This is a genomic window from Hallella seregens ATCC 51272, assembly GCF_000518545.1.
GTDB classification, from domain to species: Bacteria; Bacteroidota; Bacteroidia; order Bacteroidales; family Bacteroidaceae; genus Prevotella; species Prevotella seregens.
On record NZ_JADU01000008.1, the window covers coordinates 38,367 to 59,257 of the forward strand.

14 protein-coding genes are annotated in these 20,891 nt (G+C 63.1%); 4 read left to right on the forward strand and 10 right to left on the reverse strand.

The window, feature by feature from the left end:
• Window positions 1-7 precede the first annotated feature (7 nt).
• The gene (locus L888_RS0103185; protein ID WP_044248528.1) at window positions 8-3,070 is read right to left on the reverse strand and encodes a SusC/RagA family TonB-linked outer membrane protein; all 3,063 of its coding nucleotides are present in this window, start codon (window positions 3,068-3,070) and stop codon (window positions 8-10) included.
• Between the two features lie 149 nt (window positions 3,071-3,219).
• Here L888_RS0103185 and L888_RS14395 point away from each other — a divergent pair, with 149 nt between their 5' ends.
• A complete protein-coding gene (locus tag L888_RS14395; protein WP_156924976.1) occupies window positions 3,220-3,504 on the forward strand; it encodes a hypothetical protein in 285 nt (94 codons plus the stop codon).
• Here L888_RS14395 and L888_RS0103190 read toward each other — a convergent pair.
• The 3 genes from L888_RS0103190 to L888_RS0103200 all read right to left on the reverse strand — a co-directional run bounded on the left by L888_RS0103190 (window position 3,447) and on the right by L888_RS0103200 (window position 7,361).
• A complete protein-coding gene (locus L888_RS0103190; protein ID WP_027951853.1) occupies window positions 3,447-5,468 on the reverse strand; it encodes a helix-turn-helix domain-containing protein in 2,022 nt (673 codons plus the stop codon). The two genes, L888_RS14395 and L888_RS0103190, sit on opposite strands and share 58 nt — an antisense overlap.
• A gap of 88 nt (window positions 5,469-5,556) precedes the next feature.
• Window positions 5,557-6,804, reverse strand: coding sequence for a porin family protein (locus L888_RS0103195; RefSeq protein ID WP_027951854.1), 1,248 nt, complete (start codon window positions 6,802-6,804; stop codon window positions 5,557-5,559).
• The gene (locus tag L888_RS0103200; protein WP_005847336.1) at window positions 6,801-7,361 is read right to left on the reverse strand and encodes an RNA polymerase sigma factor; all 561 of its coding nucleotides are present in this window, start codon (window positions 7,359-7,361) and stop codon (window positions 6,801-6,803) included. The genes L888_RS0103195 and L888_RS0103200 overlap by 4 nt, the downstream gene beginning before the upstream one ends.
• 302 nt (window positions 7,362-7,663) lie before the next feature.
• On the opposite strand from L888_RS0103200, the gene L888_RS0103205 reads away from it, so the two are divergent.
• The 3 genes from L888_RS0103205 to L888_RS0103215 all read left to right on the forward strand — a co-directional run bounded on the left by L888_RS0103205 (window position 7,664) and on the right by L888_RS0103215 (window position 9,677).
• Window positions 7,664-8,272 carry a DUF4840 domain-containing protein gene (locus L888_RS0103205; protein ID WP_015310480.1) on the forward strand — a complete coding sequence of 203 codons (609 nt, stop codon included), beginning with the start codon at window positions 7,664-7,666 and terminating at the stop codon, window positions 8,270-8,272.
• 185 nt (window positions 8,273-8,457) lie between these two features.
• Window positions 8,458-9,087, forward strand: a complete 630-nt coding sequence (locus L888_RS0103210) for a sugar O-acetyltransferase (protein ID WP_027951855.1) — start codon at window positions 8,458-8,460, stop codon at window positions 9,085-9,087.
• Window positions 9,088-9,113: 26 nt separating this feature from the next.
• Window positions 9,114-9,677 (forward strand): NAD(P)H-dependent oxidoreductase, encoded by a 564-nt coding sequence (locus L888_RS0103215; RefSeq protein WP_027951856.1) that lies wholly within the window; start codon window positions 9,114-9,116, stop codon window positions 9,675-9,677.
• A 96-nt stretch (window positions 9,678-9,773) separates the two neighbouring features.
• On the opposite strand, the gene L888_RS0103220 is transcribed toward L888_RS0103215, so the two are convergent.
• The 6 genes from L888_RS0103220 to axeA1 all read right to left on the reverse strand — a co-directional run bounded on the left by L888_RS0103220 (window position 9,774) and on the right by axeA1 (window position 20,873).
• Window positions 9,774-11,309, reverse strand: coding sequence for a RapZ C-terminal domain-containing protein (locus L888_RS0103220; RefSeq protein WP_027951857.1), 1,536 nt, complete (start codon window positions 11,307-11,309; stop codon window positions 9,774-9,776).
• A gap of 9 nt (window positions 11,310-11,318) precedes the next feature.
• The gene (locus L888_RS0103225) at window positions 11,319-11,537 is read right to left on the reverse strand and encodes a hypothetical protein (RefSeq protein WP_005847308.1); all 219 of its coding nucleotides are present in this window, start codon (window positions 11,535-11,537) and stop codon (window positions 11,319-11,321) included.
• 300 nt (window positions 11,538-11,837) lie between these two features.
• The gene (gene groL / locus L888_RS0103230; protein WP_005847307.1) at window positions 11,838-13,460 is read right to left on the reverse strand and encodes a chaperonin GroEL; all 1,623 of its coding nucleotides are present in this window, start codon (window positions 13,458-13,460) and stop codon (window positions 11,838-11,840) included.
• Between the two features lie 246 nt (window positions 13,461-13,706).
• Entirely contained in the window at window positions 13,707-13,976 is a 270-nt protein-coding gene (locus L888_RS0103235) for a co-chaperone GroES (RefSeq protein WP_015310475.1), read from the reverse strand.
• Between the two features lie 641 nt (window positions 13,977-14,617).
• Window positions 14,618-19,180 carry a rhamnogalacturonan lyase family protein gene (locus L888_RS0103240; RefSeq protein WP_027951858.1) on the reverse strand — a complete coding sequence of 1,521 codons (4,563 nt, stop codon included), beginning with the start codon at window positions 19,178-19,180 and terminating at the stop codon, window positions 14,618-14,620.
• 295 nt (window positions 19,181-19,475) lie between these two features.
• On the reverse strand, window positions 19,476-20,873 hold the full coding sequence (axeA1, locus tag L888_RS0103245; RefSeq protein WP_027951859.1) for an acetylxylan esterase AxeA1: 1,398 nt from the start codon (window positions 20,871-20,873) through the stop codon (window positions 19,476-19,478).
• Between the last annotated feature and the right edge of the window lie 18 nt (window positions 20,874-20,891).

A 20,891-nucleotide genomic window follows, 5' to 3' on the forward strand; every position in this document is an offset into this window, starting at 1 on the left:
GTGGCGGTTAGAAAGTGGCGTTCAGTCCAAAGGTGAACGAACGCGTGTGGGGGAAGATGTCGCGGTTGTCGTAGCCGGGGTTCAGGCCCGCTGCCGACACTTCCGGGTCGATGCCCTTATAGCCGCTGATGGTGATAGCGTTGTTCACCGTGGCGTAAAGGCGCAGTGCCTTGACATACTTGCCCAGCCGGCCGAAGGTATAGCCCAGCGTGACGTTGTCTATTTTCCAGTAGTCTCCGTTCTCCACATAGTAGCTGTTGAACTCCTCCGAGCAGAGCGTGTTGAGCACGGCCTTGCCGAATACCGGGTCGTAGGCCGAGCGCAGGCGGTTCCAGTCCTGGCGGCTGCGGTTCTCATAGAACATCCGTGTGCCGTTGATAATCTGGAAGCCGAAAGCCCCGCGCATGTTCACGGCCAGGTCCCACTGCCTGTAACGCAGCTGGTTGTTGAAGCCGAGGTACCACTTGGGCACGCCGTTGCCCAGCACTTGCTTGTCCTCAAAGCTGTGCGTGAAGTCGTCGTAACCCACGCGTTGGCCGTCCCTGTTCTCGTAAATCCACTTGCCCTGCTCGTCCACGTCCACCACTTTGAAGCCGTAAATGTCGCCCACACGGTGGCCGATACGCACGATGTGCGACTCGGTCTTCACCGGCTCCTCGATCCATCCGGCCATGAAATAGTCGGAAGAGGCCTGGTAGAGGTCGTTCGAGAGGCTCTTCAACTTGTTGCTGTTGGTCGAGAAAGTGAGCGTGGCGTTCCACGTCAGGTCTTTCGTCTTCACCGGAATGGCACCCACCATCACCTCCAGACCGTTGTTGCTCATCTCGCCCACATTGGCGCGGGTAGTGGTATAAAGGTTGGGGGGAGAGGGCACGGAGTAGTCGTAGAGCAGGCCCTTGATGAGGCGATAGTACCAGTCTATGCTCACGTTGAGGCGGTAGCCGAGCATGCTGAAGTCCAGTCCCACGTCGTATTCGTGCTTCTCTTCCCACTTCAATTTGTCGTTGGCGTTCTGCGTAGGCTGGAGTGCACGTATCCATTTGCCGTCGTAAAGGTAGTAGTCTCCATAGCCCAGGAGCGAGCGGCCGAGGAACGATTCGCTGGGCTGCGAGCCCGTCACGCCGTAGCCTGCACGCAGCTTCATGTCGTCGAAGAGCTGCTGGCGGCGCATGAAATCTTCCTCGGTGATGCGCCAACCGAGCGACACCGACGGGAAGTTGCCCCAGGGTTGCCTGGTGCCTACCAGCTGACTCGCGGCCTCATGACGCAGACTTGCCATGAAGAGGTAGCGGTTCTTGTAGTTGTAATTCACGCGTCCGAAGAAGCCGATGAGGTTGGTGTCGAGCCAGTAGCTGTACTCCGTGGCCTTGCCTTCCTTGAGTGCTTGGCCCACCCCGATGTTGTGCCAGCTGAACCGGTCGGTCGGGAAGTTGTAGTTGCGCTCGTACTGCTGGTTGTAGTTGCCGGCCTGATAGCTGTAGCCCGCAAGGGCCTGCACCGAGTGATTGCCGAACGACTGGTGATACTGCGCCGTAAGCTCCACGAGCTTGGTCATGGTCGACGAGCTGCCGGTCGAGGCATATCCGTTGCGGCCGTCGCGGATATTGGAGATGTGCTGCTTGGTCTCGTAGTAGCCTCCGCTGCGTGTTGTCTTGTCGTAGGACAGCAGGGCGTTGAACGTGAGCACCTTGATGGGGTTGAAAGTAATGTTTGAACTCACCCGCGTTTGCTGCACGTCCTGCCTGCCGTCGGCCTCGTAGATGCGGGCCAGCGGGTTGTCGTAGTTGAAGATGCCGGTGTTCTCGCGCCAGGTTCCGTCGGCATTCCGCGTGGGTTCCGTGGGGTTGTGGATCATCGCCTGACGCCAACTGTAGGTGTCGAAACTGCCGCCGTCGGTGGTCGAGGTGTAGCCGCTCTTGTTGGCCAGAAGCTGGAAATTGAAGCGCAGCATGTCGTCGAGCATGCTGTGGTTCACCTCGGCGCGGCCCTGAAACTCCTCTTTGTCCGACTTGTGGAAGATGCCCTGGAGCTTGCGGTAGTTCAGGTTGAAGATGTAATTGGTCTGCGGTGTGCCGCCCTTGAACGAGAGGTTGTGCACGTGGCTCACGCCCGTGCGCAGCACTTCGTCTATCCATCGCGTGTCGCTGCCCAGGTCCCAGGAGGCGTCGCGCAGCCCGTCGGCAATCTGTCGGCGGTAATCTGCGGCCGTGCAGAAGTCGGGTTTCTTCACGATATGGGTCATGGTGAGGTAGCCGCTGTACTGCACTTCGTTCATGTTCTCGCCCTTGGCCTTGCGCGTGGTAATCATCACCACGCCGTTGGTGCCGCGCGAACCGTAGATGGCCGCGGCCGAGCCGTCTTTCAGCACGTCGATGCTCTCGATGTCTTCGGGGGCCACGGTGTTGAAGTCGCCCGGCACGCCGTCGATCAAAATCAGCGGATTGGTCGATGCGCCAAGGATGGTTGTGCTGCCGCGCAGCGACACTTCGGTGCCGCCCACAGGGTTTCCGTTGGGATTGGTGACCGACAGGCCGGCTATCTTTCCCTGTATCAGCTGCCCGGCATCGTTCACCGCACCGGCCGTGAAGTCCTCACGCTTCACGCTGCCCACGGAGCTCGTCACGTCGCCTTTGCGCTGTGTGCCGTAGCCGATGACCACCACCTCGTTGAGCACTTTGTTGTCTTCCTGCAGCGTCACGGCCACATTCCGGCGGCCGTTGAGCGGCAGTTCCTGCGGGGCGAAACCGATGTATGTCACCTGCAGCGTGGCCCGGGCGGAAGCCACCGTGAGGGAGAAGCGGCCGTCAAGGTCGGTCACTGTGCCGTTGCCGGTGCCTTTCTCCATGACGGTTGCGCCGATGATGGGCTCGCCGGCAGCGTCGGTCACGGTGCCCTGCACCTGGTGGCGGGCCTGGGTGGGCGCTGGCCGCGGCGCGGTGTTCATGGTCTGCACGGGCAGCCGGCCGGGGGTGCCGGCCGCATGGGCTGCGGGTTGCGACGGGGCGTGCGCTCCGGCCACGGAGCAGCAGACGGCCGCCGACGCAAGGATGAGGTTCTTCTTTAGGTTCATGTCGATTGCGTAATTTTAGGTTGTATGATGAATGATGAATGGTTGGCAACAGGCCGCACGGGCACGGCACGGGGCCCGACGGGGTAGCGACATACGCCTGCCCGACGGTTGCAAAGTTAGGGTTTCGGCCCCGAAAAAGGATAGAACAAATGAAGATTTGGGATGTAACGTATGTTGATTTTCCCTTGGTTCAGCAACGGAAAACGGCAAAAACGCAAGCTGAAAAACGGGAAAACGCCCCGCGAAAAACGGCTCGACGCGATGCGGTTGCGCCGTTTTCGCGCGGCGATTGCGGCCTCATCGCGCGGCGGTTGCAGCGCCGCGCCCGCAGCATGCGCAGCCCACGGCCATGCCGCAAGGCAGCGAAGAAAAGGAATTACTGGTATTCCGACGGCTTCATGCCGAACTTGAGCTTGAAGCACTTGGCGAAGTAGCTGGGACTGTTGAAGCCACACTGTGCGGCAATCTCATTCACGCCGTGCCGCCCCTGGCGCAGCATGCGGGCCGCTTCGTCCAGCCGGATGTTGCGGATAAAGGCCACGGGGGTGTCGGCCGTGAGGGCGGTGAGCTTCTTGTAAAGGCCTGTCCGTTCCACGCAGAGGTCGTTGGCCAGCTGCTCCACGCCGTACTCGCCGTCGGCCAGATGCCGCCGCACGAGGGCCTCGGCCCGCTGCAGGAAATCGGGCTGCGCGGCCGCGACATCAGCCGCAGGCTCTGCCGGAGCCTCCGACACGGGACTCAAAGGCCTGAACTGCGCGGCCATCGGCTCCGCCTGTGGCCGCTGCGGCGACAAAACCGGGCTTTCCGTGCCGGCCGCGGCCTCCTTGCGCCGCCGCCTCAGCAGCCATCCGGCCCCCACTCCGCCGGCCAGCACCACCGCGCCCGCCCACACGCCGGGCCACGCCCACCACGGCCGCGCCACCGAAATGTGCACCGTGCGCACCGTGCCCACCCACCGCCGCGGGTTGGTCGAGGCCTGCACCTGCAGCGTGTGGTCGCCCGCAGCCAGGCGGGTGAACGAGAGATACATCACACCGTGGTCGCTGACCACGTCGGGATGGCTGTCGGCCGACACCGTGTGCCACACCCCGCCATCGAAGCGGTAGCGGTAACAGGTGCCGCGGGGCCGCACGTAGTTCATCGTCGTGAACTTGAAGGACACGTCGCGCTGGCCGCTTCCCAACCGCAGTTGCTGCAGGTAGGGCGTGTCCGTGGGCAGCAGCACGCGGCCGCCGTAGGCCCGCCCCATGCGCAGCTCCTCGCCGCCAAGGTAGACGTTGGTCAGGATGGGACACACGGGAATGTTGAGGGTTCGCGTGTCGAAGAGGTTGAAAAGCGACGAGGCGTAGAGCAGTCCGTTGTGGTAAGTGCCCAGCCACACGCCTTGCTGGTGGTCGGGATAGATGGTGTTGATGCCGTCGGTGAGGGTGCTGCCGTCGGGCAGCGACACCGTGCGGAACTCCCGGCAGCGGGCCCCGCGGTTCAGGTCGAAGAGCAGGTAACCGCGCAGACTGCATATCAGGGCCACGTTGTCGGGCGTGACATTGAGCGTGTTGAGGATGTAGGGCGAGCGGTAAAGCTCGCGAAAGCGGAAGCGGCGCGTGTCGAACGCGAGGAAAATGGTCTCGTGCCGGCTCGTGCGAATCTGGTAGAACATGCGGTGGGGACCGCGCACAATGAGCGAGGTGCGCTGGTAAAGCCGGGCGTCGGCCGGGCCGTAGGCCGTGGCCACGCGCAGCCGGCGGCCGGTGCGCAGGTCGTAGTCCACGGCCATGCCCGTGCTGAAAAAGGTGTAGAGGCGGCCGTCCCACACGTCCAGGTCCTGCAGTCGGCCCAGCGAATCGGGCATGAGATAGTCGCGGCGGGTACAGATGTTGCGCAGCCTGCGGCCCACAACGACCCATGTGTCGTGCTGGCTGTCGATGTAGAGGTCTTCGGGTTGCAGCCCGCCGCCCCAGCAACGAAGCGAGTCGAGCGGGGCGGGCATGGGGCGCAGACGCTGCAGGTCCACGCAGGTCACGGCATAATGGTCCTTGATCCAGAGCCGTTCCTGCCGGTCGAGGTAGAGGTGCGTCTCGCCATCGTAGCGGCGCAGGGGCGTGCGCAGCCCCTTGTGCAGCGGCACCAGGCAGAAGTTCTGCCCGTTGTACACGTTGACGCCACGCTCGGTATAGACCGCCATGCGGCCATCGCCGAGCTGAATCATCTGCAAAATACCATTGTCGGAAAGGCCGTTCTGGCGGTTCAGCGTATAGAAGATGCGCGTGGCCGAACGCACCGACGGCGACGATTCGCCCTCGTCCACGGCCATGGCCCCACGGGCGGCGGCGCTGCCTCCCACCCCCGGCGTGAGGATGAACAACAAGGGAAGCAGCAGCAAATGTCTCCGGGCGGTCATACGTGCAAATTTACGAAAACAAATCGTAAAACCGCTAAACCGTGCCGGAGGAGAAAGAACCGTAAAACGTTAAAAAACTCAAACCCGCCTATTTCACCGTCACCCGCACGCCCACATTGAGGTGCAGGCCGAGCGGCTTGTCGGTATAGGCCGAGTGCACGCCGCTGCCATTGTGCAGGTAGCAGGCGGCGCCGGGCTCGGCAAAGACGCTCAGCCGCGGCGTGCCCAGATATTCCACGCCCGCCGTCGCCAGCAGACTGAACACGGGTCGGTGCTCGCTCACGCGGGTCGAACGGTCGCTGTGGTCCTCCGTCTGGCGGCCGCTCACCAGCTGTTCCACGCATCCGCCGGCCGAGGCGTAGACGTTGACGTGCGGCGTGCGCCACAGGCTGTAGCTGGCCATGAGGGGCAATCCCACGTAGTGGAGCCGCTGGCGCACGGTGCTTTGCATCACGCCGCGCTGCTCCTGAACCAGTTCGGAACTGAGTTTGCTGTAGACAAGGCCCGTCTGCAAGCTCCAGCGGGCGTTGAGTCGCCGGCTCACCGAGAGGCCCACGCGCAGGGGCTGGTGGTGGTGTTCGTGGGTGGTCGTCGGGGGATCGTCGGTCTCGGGGGCCCGCACGGCCTGCAGCTTGGCCGCATCGTACGGCAGACCGGCGTCGGCATAGCTGGCTTGCGAGAAGTCGCCCAGCGGCTCCTGGGAGGCCGTGGGGCCCGCACCCGAGCCGCCCGCACTGCCATAGAAGGCACCCACGCGCCATGCACGGGAGTCGCGGGGCAGGTCGGCCGAGGCCAGGAGCGGGGCGGCATCGTCGGTGAAGCGGCTCCGGCGCACGCGCCTCACGGTGTCCCTCCCGGCCGAGGCTTCGGCCGGGGTGGCGGCCGGGGGCGTTGTTGCAGTCTCGTCGGCAGTCGGCACATCGGTCGGCCCAGCGGCCAAAGCAATGTCGGCGGCAGCCACAGGCTTCGCGACGGCCCTTGAGGCCTGGGTCAAAGGAGCCGATGCCACGAGCGCTTCTGCCCCTCCGGGGACCGCGCCGTGGCCGCCGCCCGCCCTGTGGGCGGCCTTGGCGGCCGGCCCGCGCTGGGCCACCATAGTTCCGGCAGGCAGGTCACGATGCCCAGCGGGCCGCATCCAGAAGACCACTCCCACCGTCACGGCGGCGGCAGCCACGGCGGCCACGGCCCAACGGCGCAACGTCACCACGCGGGCTCCGGCAGACTGCACACCGCGCCGCGCCAGCTCGCGGCTGATGCGTGCGGGCAGGTCGGCGGGCGGCTCGGGGCCGTAATCGTCGGCCAGCTGCCTCAGCTTGTTCATCCATTCGTCGTTCATGACTTGCCTTTCTTGTATTCGTTGATGAGATGCGCCAGCATGTTCTTGGCGCGATGGAGCTGCGAGGCCGAGCTGTCGGGCCTGATGCCGAGCAGCTGTCCTATCTCCTTGTGGCTCCGTCCTTCGATGACATAGAGGTTGAGCACGGTGCGGTAGCCTTCGGGCAAGCGGCGCAACAAGGTCATCACCGCCTCTGGCGGCAGCCCCTCCGTGTCGGGATCTTCGTCGGGCAGGTCGGGCAGGTCAGTGTTGAGCACCACCGTTCCCTCGCGTTTCTGCCGGCGCAACAGCTGCAGACTCTCGTTCACCACGATGCGTGCCATCCATGCCCGCAGCGACCCGGGGCCGCGATAGCTGAACCGCTCCAGCTGCGTATAGATCTTGATGAAGCTCTCCTGCAGCACGTCGGCCAAGTCGGCGTCGCCCGTTACATAGCGTGCACAGACTCCCGTGAGGTAGCTGGCATAGCCCGCATACAGCCTCTCCATGGCCAGAGGACTGCCCTGGCGGAATAGCTGCACGAGCTGCTCTTCGTTGTCTGTGGTCTGTACGGTCATGGTTACGTCCGTCGGCGGCTGGGCGGCGGCCCGTGCACGGTCTCTCCGGTCTTCACTCCTGAAATGCCGTGCCAGGCGAAACCTTGCGTGGCGCGCCGCATAAAAACATATATAATAAGGTGTAGCCCCACCGGCCCGGCGGGGCGGCGGCTATTTGTGTACAAAGTTAGCGAATCGGCGGCGCACGGCCAAGAAAAAACGGGCAATACCTAAAAAAATCGCATTGGCCGTGCAAGGTTTCCCACACCACGCCGTTTAAGGGGCAGCAACAAGAAATACAAATGCCAAAATTTAACAGAAAAATGAAAAGCTTAAAAATCATTTCCATGGCGGCCTGCTGCGCCGCCGCACTGGTCTTCAACGCTTGTACCGAGAACGACAGCCCCAAGAGCCTCACTAAAGAAGAGGTGAAGGCGGCTTTTGAAACTGTGAAAGGCACTTACAAGGGCTCTGTCATCTTCCCCGCTACCAACCCCAAGAATGCGAAAGATGTCACTGATACGCTCGACGTGAACTGGACCATCGCCACCGATTCGGTGATGACCATCGACAATCTGCCGGCCCAGGCGCTTGTTCCGGCCATCTCGGACGAAGCCCTCGGCAAGGCGCTGGCCCAGCAGCAAGCCCAGAGCATGAAGTGCTACATCGGGTTCTACAGCGTGTCGCCGGCGTGTTTCCTCATCAATCCCAAGGGCCTGACCTACAAGTTTGCCTACGGCACCGAGAAGAAAGAACACGACGTGGTGGTGGCGTTCTACGTCAACAATAGTGGTTCGCTCGGTGCTTACAACGCCACGAACAAGACGCTTCAGATGCAAATCGTGGCTGGCGGCGTCTACATCGACGGCAAGCTGCAGCCCCGGCTCATCAAGAAAGCAACCCCGCTTCTGTTCAAGGCCACCAAGAAATAGGCCTATCCGAGGCCGTCATAAGGCAGCCTCACCACGCCCGTACAGCCTCGCGCACCCCATACGCCGCTGTACGGGCATTTTATTTTTCAACATTTCGGGCGCGCAACGCACCGTCTACCCGTTTTTTTGCTACCTTTGCAGCCACACCGCCGCCCCATGCCGGGCGGCCCGACACCCACCCAAAGATGGACAGCGAATTCCAGAAGATGCGGTCGCAGCGGCTCTACGACTTCTCCGACCCCGAAATCAACGCCAGCCTGGCCCACGCCAAGGAGGCCTGCCTACGCCTGAACCAGCTCACGATCACCTCGCCCGGCTTCCGCGAAGCCCTGCGCGAGGTCATTCCGGGAATCCCCGACAGCAGCTGTGTGTGCCCGCCTTTCCACTGTGACCACGGCAACGGCATCACGCTGGGAGAGCGCAGTTTTCTGAACTACAACTGCACCATCCTCGACGGCGCCACGGTCACCATCGGTCGTGACGTGAAGATTGGCCCCGGCTGCCAGCTGCTCACGCCCCAGCATCCGCTCGACGCCGAGGCGCGGCGAGGCACCCGCGAGACCTCCTACCCCATCTCCATCGGCGACGACACCTGGCTCGGCGGGGGCGTCATCGTGTGTCCCGGCGTCACCATCGGCCGCCGCTGCATCGTGGCCGCCGGGTCAGTGGTGATTCGTGACGTACCCGACGACTGCCTCGTGGCCGGCAATCCGGCTGTGGTGAAACGGCGGCTCAACACCCCGGCACGGCCACACGGGCAGGAACCAACAGGGCAGAGCCCCCGACAGGACGGCCGGCACACACCCGCGGACTGACCCGATTTGCAACATTATTCCATATCATGAAGAAAGTTCTAATTGTTTCCGGCCACACCGACCTGAAAGATTCGGTGGCCAATGACACGGTGCTCAACGAGCTGAAACGCCAGTTTCCCGAGGCCAAGTTTTCCATCTTGAGCGAGCTCTACCCCGACTTTCGCATCGATGTGGCGGCCGAACAGCAGAAGCTCGTCAAGGCCGACGTCATCGTGTGGCAGTTTCCCGTGTTCTGGTACAGCCTGCCGTCGATGCTCCACCGCTGGGTCGAGGAGGTGTGTGTGCACGGCTTTGCCCACGGCTCCACGGGCACGGCCCTGAAAGGCAAGAAGCTCATCGCCTCGTTCACCACGGGTGCTACGGCCGATTGGTACAGCCACGAGGCACTGGGCTACACCGTCGACGAGATACTTATGTCGCAAATCAAGGCCACGGCCAGCCTGTGCCAGCTCGACCTGCAGGACTATGTGTACACCGGAGGAGTGTCGTATGCCCTGCGCACCGACCCCGAACAGCTGGCCAACATCAAGGCCCTCGCCCGCCGGCATGCCGACAGAGTCGCTGCCCAGCTCCGCGCACTGCTGGCATAACTGCCCGCAACACGAATCCGGAAACATACCAAAAAGGCATCAAGACCGTGTTCCTACGGTCTTGATGCCTTTTTGCAACAGACGGCGCCGGGCCTTTCAAACCAGGCGTTGCTCGATGCCTTGCTCGCGGTGCACCACGTGCACCTCCACCCCGAACCGCTTGTGCACATGCTCGGCCAGGTGCTGCGCGCTGTAGACGCTGCGATGTTGGCCGCCCGTGCAGCCGAAGCAGAACATCAGATGGGTGAAGCCACGCTGCAGGTAGCGGGCCACATGCTTGTCGGCCAAGGCGTAGACGTGGTCGAGAAATTCGAGTATCTCTCCGTCGTCCTCCAGAAAACGGATGACGGGTTCGTCCAGTCCCGTGAGCTGCTTGTAGGGCTCGTAGCGGCCCGGATTGTGGGTGCTGCGGCAGTCGAAAACGTAGCCTCCGCCGTTGCCCGAGGGGTCGTCGGGGATGCCCCGACGGTAGGAGAAGCTATAAACGGTGACCCGTAGCGGGCCCTTGCCGTCGTACTTGGAGAACGTGGCGGGGCCGTCCTGCGGATGGGCGGGGTAGATGTCGCGGTCGGTGGTGCGGTAGCCGTCGGTCCGACTGTGCACGGGCGGGGGCACGGGAGCGAACTGCGGCAGCTCGGTGAGGCGGCGCAGCAGGTCGCGCAGGTAGGGATAGGGCAGCACGTCGTCGCGCAGGCGCAGCAGGTCGCGCAGGTTGTCGATGGCCGGCGGAATGCTGTCGATGAAGTGTTGCTTGTGTTCAAAGTAGCCGCGGAAGCCGTAGGCGCCCAGCACCTGCAGCGTGCGGAAGAGCACAAAAAGGCTCAACCGCTCGGCAAAATGGCGCACCGAGGGCACCTCGGTGTACTGCTTGAGCGACTCGTAGTAGGCAGCCACCAGCTCGCGACGCAGTTTGAAAGGGTATTTGGCCGAGGCCTGCCACAGGAAAGAGGCCAGATCGTAGTACACAGGACCGCGCCGTCCGCCTTGAAAATCGATGAAGAAGGGCTGCCCCTCGGCGTCGAGCATCACGTTGCGGGCCTGGAAGTCACGATAGAGGAAGCTCTCGGCGGGCTCCGACGTGAGGTCTTTGGCCAGGCGGCGAAAGGCGGCTTCGAGCTTGAGTTCGTGGAAATCGAGCTCCGTGGGCTTGAGAAAACAGTACTTGAAATAGTTCAGATCGAAGAGCACGCTGTCCTCATCCATCTCGGGCTGAGGGTAGCATTGGCTCCAGTCGAGCCCGCGCGCACCGCGCATCTGGATGTTGGGCAGTTCGCGGATGGTGCGCAGCAGTAGCTCGCGCTCGGCCACGTTGTAGCGTCCGCCGGCCTCGCGACCGCCGCGAATGGCGTCGAAAAGCGAGCGTTCGCCCAGGTCGGTCTGCAAGTAGCACATCTCGTCGGCACTCACGGCGAGCACCCGCGGCACGGGCAGCTTGCGCCGCACGAAGTGGCGATCCAGGTAGACGAAGGCGTGGTTCTCCTCGCGGCTCGTGCCCACCACGCCGACAACCGTCTGCCCCGCGGCGTCGGCCATGCGGTAATACTGCCGGTTGCTGCCCGCCCCGGCCAGGCGTTCCACCCGTGCCGGAGCCTCGCCCCGCCAGGCCGTATAGAGTTGTGTGAGCTGTTCCATGGCGCGCAGCTATTGCTTTTGCTCCTCCTCGTGCCTGCGTCGAAGCTCGTCGAAGAGGCGGCGCGTGCGGCGGCGGTACTCCCTGTCGGCCAGCAAGCTGTCGACAACAAACAGCAGCAGCACGATGCCCATGGACATGAGCAGCGACCGCGTGATGTAAATCAGTCCGGCAGAGACCAGCAGAAACAGCAGAACTTTCTTCCAATCGATGTGTAATTTCGGCTTCATGGTGCAAAGATAACGGTTTTTAAGGGAAGCACAAAAAAAATCGGATGTCATCGCGACAACCGATTTCCAAAAAACAAACTACTTAAAAACTAATCTACTAAAACAAATCAAAAAATATCGTTGACCCTCTCACAGAAGGGTCTGTTACAGTTTACCGCTGCAAAGGTACGAAGTTTATGGATATGTTCCAAATATTTAAGCGTGAAAAAGCACCGGCCAATATTTAAAAAAGACTAACGTGCCGAAACCGAAAGGGGCGCGTGCCCCTCGGCACGCGCCCCCGGATACGGTAGCGCAGGATTACATCATGCCGGGCTGTGCAGCGGGCATGGCCGGTGCGTTCTCCTCGGGCTTGTCGCAGATGAGGCACTCGGTGGTGAGGAACATGCCCGCTATCGAGGCGGCATTCTCCAGAGCCACGCGGGCCACCTTGGCCGGGTCGATGACGCCGGCAGCGCGCAGGTCTTCGTAACGGTCGGCGCGGGCGTTGTAGCCGTAGTCGCCCTTGCCGCCGCGAACGTTGTCCACCACCACGGCGCCCTCGCCGCCGGCGTTGGCCACAATCTGGCGCAACGGCTCCTCGATGGCGCGGCACACGATGTTGATGCCCGTCTGCTCGTCGGCATTGTCACCCTTCACATCGGCCAGTCCCTGCTGGGCACGGATGTAGGTGGTGCCGCCGCCCACCACGACACCCTCCTCGATGGCGGCGCGAGTGGCGCACAGAGCGTCGTCCACACGGTCTTTCTTCTCTTTCATCTCCACCTCGGAGTTGGCGCCCACATAGAGCACGGCCACACCGCCGGCCAGCTTGGCCAGACGCTCCTGCAGCTTCTCCTTGTCGTAAGAGCTCTTGGTGTTGGCAATTTCGTTCTTGATTTGTGCCACGCGCTCCTGAATATTCTCCTTGGCGCCGGCCCCGTCCACGATGGTGGTAAAGTCTTTCGATACAGTCACTTTCTTGGCCGTGCCGAGCATTTCGAGGGTGGCCTGGTCGAGTTTGAGGCCTTTCTCCTCGCTGATGACCACGCCGCCGGTGAGCACGGCAATGTCTTCGAGCATGGCCTTGCGGCGGTCGCCGAAGCCGGGGGCCTTGACGGCGCAGATCTTCAAGCCGCCGCGCAGACGGTTCACCACGAGCGTAGTGAGGGCCTCAGAGTCCACATCCTCGGCAATCACCATGAGCGGACGGCCACTCTCAGCGGCAGGCTGCAGGATGGGGAGGAACTCCTTGAGGTTTGAAATCTTCTTGTCGTAGATGAGGATATAGGGATTTTCCATCACGCACTCCATCTTGTCGGCGTCGGTCACGAAGTAACCCGAGAGGTAACCGCGGTCGAACTGCATGCCCTCCACCACGCCGATGCTGGTGTCGCGGGTCTTGCTCTCCTCGATGGTAATCACTCCATCTTTCGACACCTTGCGCATGGCGTCGGCCAGCAGCTTGCCAATCTCGGGGTCGTTGTTGGCCGAAACGGTGGCCACCTGCTCAATCTTGTCGTAGTTGTCGCCCACGAGCTCGGCGTTGTTCTTGATGAAATCCACCACGTTGGCCACGGCCTTGTCGATGCCGCGCTTGAGGTCCATGGGGTTGGCGCCGGCCGTTACGTTCTTCAGGCCCTCGTTGACGATGGCCTGTGCCAGTATGGTGGCGGTGGTTGTACCGTCTCCGGCGTCGTCGCCCGTCTTGCTGGCCACGCTCTTCACGAGCTGTGCGCCGGTGTTTTCAAACTTGTCTTCGAGCTCCACCTCCTTGGCCACGGTCACGCCGTCCTTGGTAATCTGCGGGGCACCGAACTTCTTTTCAATCACCACATTGCGGCCTTTGGGGCCCAGCGTCACCTTGACGGCATTGGCCAACTGGTCTACACCCTGCTTGAGCAGGTCGCGTGCTTCTGTATCGAACTTGATAATCTTAGACATAATTGTAATTTTTTATGGCCCGCTCAGCCTCTCACGGCTTCTTCACGGGCTGGGTATGGTTTAAATATGAGTGCGGGGGCGACGTGTCGCGAGCCTGTCATCGCTTGCTTGGCAACTCTGCTCGGCTTTATCATCAGCCTGGAATTATTAGCTTGGCAACTCGGCCCGGCTTTATCACGAGCTTGTCATCGCTTGAAAAATCCCCCCGGATGGCTCAATTTTGAATTATGAATTTTGAATTTTGAATTACTCAACCACTGCGAGCACATCGCTCTGCCGCATCATGAGATACTTCTCGCCGTCGTTCTCCAGCTCGGTTCCCGAGTACTTTCCATAGAGCACTTCGTCGCCCTCCTTGAGAAGCATGGCCTCGTCTTTGGTGCCCTGTCCCACAGCCACCACCTTGCCGCGCTGCGGCTTTTCCTTGGCCGTGTCGGGGATAATGATGCCTCCTACTTTCTCTTCGGCCGGTGCGGGGAGCACCAGCACTCTGTCTGCTAATGGTCTTACTTTCATAATTTCATGTATTTTTAGAATGTGAATACGTTGTGTCGCACGCTTCGCGTGCACGGTTTGTCGTGGGTCTCCGCCTTGCGGCAGCCCACCCTCCCCCTCTGCCAAAAGCGTGCCAACACCGTGACAACGCCGCCGACTGACACATTTGGCACACCCGCGTCTGCCACATTTGTCAGTCTTCGACCGGTGCCGACAGGGCGCCCGTCCTGCCTTTCCCGCACCGTCCTGCCGGCATGGGTGTGCCGTCGTCCCACGATTACGCCGTATCCGCCGAGCGTCTGCGGTGTTTTCACCGCACGATTACACCGTTTTCGCCACGCGATTACGGCGTGCTCGTCGCGCGATTACGGCGTGTTTATTTCGCCATGTCCCTGCCGGGACATGCCTGCCGTACCCTCAAACATCCGCCGACCGCCCACACGGCATGCTCCAAACGCATGTTCCGACCGCCCTTGTGCTGCTCTATATAAATTTAAAGACAACTCGAACAACAACAAACAACACTGCCAACCAGGGCGAAGCGTTGTTTGTTGTTGTTGCGGGTTGTCGTTTGGACAAGGCGGGGGATAACTTGAAACAGAAAGGAGGGAGCGGGGGGTCAGACCCCCAACCCCCTATCTTAGGGGGCTAAGACCACCGGATTAGGGGGCTAAGACCACCTTAACGGCAGAAGAAGCCGAGCGTGCAATGTAGGTGCCGGGGGCAAGACCGAGGGCGAGGAGACGGCGGCGCAGGTCGGCGGGACGGGCGGTCACGCGGCCCACATGGGCTCCACCCACGGCGTAGACCTCGAAAGCAGCCTCGACATCGGCCGAAAGACGGCCCAAACCCGTGGTCGCCGCGACGATGCGCAGGTAGCCCGTGGTGCTCTTGTCGGTGAGCGACGTGCGCTCCCAGGCCATGCCGGCGGGCAGTTCGGGCAGCGTCACCGACGTGGGGGCCTGCATCACGCGCTGGCAAGTCCAGAGGCAGATGCTGTCGCCCACAGCGGGCGTGTAGCCGTCGGCAAGTGTCACGCGGACGTTGCCCAGGTAGAGGAAGTTGCCGCACTCGATGCGCGAACCCACGACGGTCGTGCCGCTCTTGCTGCTCACCACGAAGTTGGCCGTGGCCGTGGGGGCCATCTTGAACATGGCCGACGTGCGGAACACGCCGCCCAAGTTGTCGTTGGCATACTTCACGGGGGAGAAACGGCTCGCGCCGTTGAGCGTCACGGCACTCACCAGACCCGTGCCCTTGACCTCGGCCTCGCCGTTCACCGTGAGCGTGGAGCCGATGATAGGGGTGGCTGTGCCGGAGGTGAACGAAAGCATGCCCTCGTCAACCTGCAGCTGTCCCTGCACCTTGTTGGCAAAAGAGAGGTTCATACGGCCCGCGCCGCGCTTCACCACCTTGCTGGTGGAGACCACGCCGAAGTTGAAATCGTTGCCCAAAACGCCCACGATCCATGCGCCGCTGCCGGCCAAGGTGCCCGCGCCGGTGACGCTGCCAAGAGGGAAATCGTGGCCGTTGTTGCTCACGGTAACGCCCGACGGCACGTTGAGCGTGGCCCGGGGAAGGCCGTGGCTGTTGGTGAAGTCGAAGGTTTCGTTGGTGTAGAGGTGCTTCGTCGTGCGGTTTTCGAGGCGCGGCACCACCGTGCCCTCGAAGTCGCTCCAGTCGCCGCTGAACGTGCAACGCACCCAAGCGTCGTACACATTGAACGTGCCGCGGCCGGTGAGGCGGCCCGTGTAGTTGCAGCGCGGGTCGGCATGGAACGTGCCGGTGCAGCCCTCGGGCACGACGAAGTTCACGGGATTGACCGACGAACTGTTCTCTGTGGCGGGGTCGTAGAGCGTGCCCTGGCCGAACTCCACGGTGGCAGGGAGCTGTGGTTGGTTGTAGAGCTCCACGTCGTTCACCGTGCCGCGGGCAATGACGAGGCGGTCGATGGTGTTGACCGTGCCGAGCGTGAGCGTGCCGTCGCCCGTCTTGGTCACAGTGTTGCCCGCCCCGGCAAGGCCTCGGTTCAGGGTGAGGGCCGTGCCGCCGGGCGTCTCGAACGTGGCGCCGCCGCTGCCGATGAAGAACGGCTGGTCAGTGATGATGGTGCGGGCCACGCCGAATGTGGCTCCGCCCGAGAGCGTGATGCGGCTCGCGGCCGTGCCCAGCGCGCCGTAGGCCACGCCCGTGAGATTGCCCAGACTGTTCACCACGAGCCGTCCGCCGCTCACCTCGGTAGAGGCCATGCGGTTGAGCGAGGCCACGGTGAGCGTGCCGGCGCCCGTCTTGCGGAGCGTGGCGGGGCTCACGATGCTGTCGCCCGAGAGGGTGTAGGCCTTGGTATCGTTGGTGAAAAGCAGCGAGGCGGGGCGCACCGCACCCTTCACTTCTACCTGCGTGGAGGCGGCCCGGTCGTCGAAAGTCACGTCGTCGCCCGGCGCGGAATAGTCTTTTTTGTCGCCGTTGAGGAAGTTTTCACTCACGCCGAAGTCCCAGATATGGGAGCCGTCGGTACCGTTCCAGCGCACGGCGGCGGCACTGCGCAGCGTCTCAACGTGCAGCGAGAGGCGGCCGTCGGCCAGCACGAGACGGGTGCGGCGGTCGCCGAGGCCCTCGAGCAGGATGTCGGCCAGGCGGCCGCGCAGCGAGTCGACACGGCCCAAGGTGTAGTCGCCGTCGGGCAGCTCGCCCTGGATGCGGAACTCAAACACGGGCGCCTTGTACTTGGGCCCGTACTCTCCCCAGTCTTTGGTCTGGAGCACGAGGGTGTCGGCATTGAGCGTGTCGGGGCGGGCATTGACGATGTCGAACACCACACGGGCGCCGATGCCGAGGTCGAGGCGGCTGGCCGAGAGGCTGCCCACGCCGTCGTCGCCGGGCAGCAGGGTAGCGTTGTAGTCTGCACGCAGCCCGCCGAGGAAGTGGCCGCCGCGCGAAACAAGGCGCGTGTGGCGGTTGAGCCACACGGGACTCTTGGCCATGGTGCCGTCGAACCGGAGCGTACCGTTCCAAATGTCGGTGGGGCCGCTGTGGTTTTCGGTGACGTTGGGCAGCACAAGCACGCCCTCGCCCTGCTTCACCAGCCGCGTGGCACCGCCGAAAGCCCCGCCCGTGAGAGTGTGGGTGCAGGTGGTAACCATGCGCTCGGGGGTCTTGCTGCGGGCGTTTTCGCCTCCCGTGCCGGCCACGATGGCGGGCGCATTGTCGGTAACGATCCAAGGAGAAGCCCCGTCGGCCACACCGACGGTCATGTCCGATTGGTCGCAAAGCAGCAGATGGGCCTTGCCGCTGCGGAGTGTTGAGCCGTCGGCCACCACGCTGCGGCCGGTGAGTGTCACGGGCGGCGGGGCCACGGTGATGCCTTCAAGCTCGCCCAGGAAGAAGCTGGGATGGGGCGGTTGGTTGTAGCCCACGCACTGCCAAGCCATGGCATTGCGGTACTCGTGGTCGTGCCAGAGGGTGTAAATGGCGTGTTCCGTGGGGTAGTTGGTGGTGTAGAGCTGCAGCTCGCTCGGGCCGTTGCGCACGATAAATTCCTCTCGCCAGTCGCCCAGAATGTCGCCAAGGGCGCAGGGATTGTTCTTCGACGAGTTGTTGAGCTGGCCTCCCGAGGTGAAGATGCGGCCGTTGCCCCACTTCGTGATCGAGGCGGCACGCTCCACGCCGGGGCTGTCGAATATCTCGTCGAGCAGGTCGCCGTCCCAGTAGATGCGGCAGTTCAGGTCGTCCCACTTCATCTTACTGTTGGCGTCGACGGGCAGAATCTTGTCGGACGAGAGGCCGATGATGCCCGAAGAGACGGAACGGCCTTGGCCGCCGGGGTAGTCGTTGGTGAAGTTTCCGGCCAGGGCGCGGCCGTCGTCGCCGCCGTCGGCCTTGCGGTAATACAGCTGGCCGGTGGTGGCGTTCCAGTAGCTGTTGCCCTCGCTGCCCTCCTGACAGGTGAACTGCTCGAGACCCCAGCGGTACGGATCGAGGTCGCCGCAGTGCTGTGCATCGCCATGTCCGAGGCCGGTGGTGGCCAGTCCACGGCCGTTGTCGTCGATAATCATCGAGCCAAAGACTATCTCATCGCGGCCGTCCATATCGACGTCGGCTATCTGGAAGTTGTGGAAACCGTTGCCAAACCACGGGCTCGACGCGTCGTAGGTGTTCCAACGCCACCGCTGCGAGAGCTTGTGGGTGACGGGATCCACGTCGAGCGCGCACATCTTGTGGCGCGTGTAGCAGCCGCGGCCCAGGAAGATGCTGGCCCGACGGCCGTCCAGGCAGGGTGCGCCGAAGTAGTGCTTGCAGGCGCGGTGGCCGGTGTCGTTGGAGCCCCACACGGCCGCATAGTCCGTCTCGCCCTGCTCGAAGCGGGGCAGCGGATAGGCCGGCGGCGTGTAGGCGCCGCTGTTGCCGTCGTAGCCGTAGGGCACGCCCGTGGCGCCGTCAAGGTAGAGCAGGTACTCCTTGCCGGCGCGGGTGTACTCGACGCGGGTGTCGGCCGTCCCGCCATTGTCGTAGTTCATGTCGCCGATGTTGATGGTGTGGCCGTCGGCGGTGTGGATAATCATGTTGTCGGCACCGCGCATCAGGGCCTCGGCACGGCCGTCGCCGTCCCAGTCGTAGCCTATCATGTCCCACTGCTCGTCGGGCCCCGACATGAGGTTGGGCCCCAGGTCGATCCACCACAGGCGCTTGCCCTGCAGGGTGTAGACCTCGTAACGGTTGAAGTCGGTGCGGTTGCTGGTCTTGAGCAAGTTGCCGCTGTCGTTGCGTCGCTTGAGCATCAGCTCGGGCACACCGTCGCCATCGACATCGGCCAGCGAGATGTCGTTGAGCGAATAGCCGGCCGTAACGTCCTTGCCCGCGCGGTTGAGGGCGGGCTCTACGGGGATGGAGAGATACTGTCGGGCCCATGCCTTGACGGGCGCGCAGCGTTCGTGCAGCTCGCCGTTGACCACGGCCTCGACCTGATAGCTGCTCGAAGAGTTGCCGCCGGCATCCTGAAAGTTGGAGACGGAGAGGCCGGAGGCGATGCGGGCGCCGTCGCGATAGAGGTTGTACTGCGTGTCGTAGTACTCCTCGCCCAGCTTGCGCCAGCTCACCAGATTGCCCGACGAGCGGCCGGGCACGGCCACGAGGCCACGGTCGAGGCGGTCCATCGTGCGCTGGGCGTGCAGGGGAAGAGCCATGCCGAGGGCCAGCAGGGTGGAGAAAAGGATTCGCTTGTTCATGGGTTTGTTGTTGGTTTTTAGTTGTTTTTTGGGGTTGCAGGGATGTGTCCCGTGCGGGGCGGCCGCCGTTTCAGGGGTTTGCGGACGCGCGGACACGTGTGCCCGCGAGGGCCGCGGGCGGCAGATTCCGGCTGCAAAATTAGTGAATCGTGGAGAGAGACGGGCACGGCAGCAACCGTTTTTCGGCAGAATGGCCAAAAAACACGGGTTAAAAACAAAAAAGCCGGGCGTTCAGACCCGGCTTTTAGAGACCGTGCCCCGGCTGCCAACACCGGGCGGCGGGGACACGGGGAGCTCACGGTTTGAGATACGGGGCGATGATGCGGGCCATCTGTTCGGCCCCCTCCGCAGTGGGATGTACGCCGTCGCGCTGCATCTGCCGGCCGTCGGCCAGGCTGAAAGCCGCGTGCAAGTCGATGAGGGTGAGGCGGTTTTTGCGCGCCACCTTCCGAATGACGGGGATAACGCCGGCCGTGATGATGCTGTCGTTGATGTCGCGACCGGTGAGCCGCGTGGTGGGCACGGGCGTGCACAGGTAGATGGCGGGCCGGGTGGGCAGGGCTTTGAGCGAGTCGACCAGCTGCTGCAGGTCGCGCTCCAGGTCGGCCCTGTACTGCCAGTTGTGGGCTTTGGAGTCGTTGGTGCCCAGCTTGACGATGACGGTCTGGGGCTGGAAGTCGAGAGCGTCGCGCCAGGCCGGCTCCTGCATGTAGGGGTGGTCGCCCTTATTTAATAAGGTGCGGGCCGAGACTCCGAAGTTTTTCACGAGCCAGTCGGGGCCGAGCAGCTGCTGCAACCGGGCGGGGTAGGCCTGCGACTCGGCCATGGCGAGGCCGGCGCCGTCGGTGATGGAGTTGCCGATGCAGGCCACGCGGCGGGCTCCGGGACGGGGCGAGGGCAGCGCGGCAAGCCACTGGGTGAGGTCGGCGAGCATCTGGTCGTGGAAAGCGTAGCTGGGCCTGAAGCCGAAGCCGTGGCCTCCCGAGGGATAGATGTAGAGGGCGCAGTCCTTGCCCAGACTGCGCATGGCCGAATAATAGGCCACGCCATTGGGCACGGGGGGCACCGCCGCGTCGTCGTTGGCCAGCAGGATGACGGTGGGCGGAGTGAGGTGACGGCGCAGCTGCGTCTCGTTGCTCCAGGCCCGTGTCAGTGCAGGGTCGTCCTGTCCGTCGCCCAGAAAGTTGGCCTTGGAGCCGCCGTGGCAGCCCTGCCCCATGGTGATGACGGGATAAAAGAGGATGGCAAAGTCGGGACGCGAGGCCCAGGGGGCATGGGTGCTCACCGAGGAGGCCAGATGGCCGCCGGCCGAGAAGCCCATGATGCCCACGTCGTGGGGGTTGACGCCCCACGTGGCGGCCGAGTCGCGAACGGTGCGCATGGCGCGGTAGGCATCGGTCAGGGGGATGGTGCGGTCGCCGTGGGGCATGCGATACTTCAGCACGAAGTAGGCGATGCCCTGCCGGTTGAAGTAGGCCGCCCAGTCGTGGCCCTCGTGGTCAAGGGCCAAATGGGCGTAGCCGCCGCCGGGACAATCGACGATGGCGCGGCCCGTGGGTCGCGCGGGCAGGTAGGCCGTGAGCTCGGACTGGCCGTCGGCCGAGTTGGGGAGCACAAACTTGCGGGCCGTCTGCGCCGCAGACTGAATGGAAACGGCGAGCGATGCCGCCAGGACAAGAATGAAATGTTTCATAAAAGAGTTGTTGTAGTT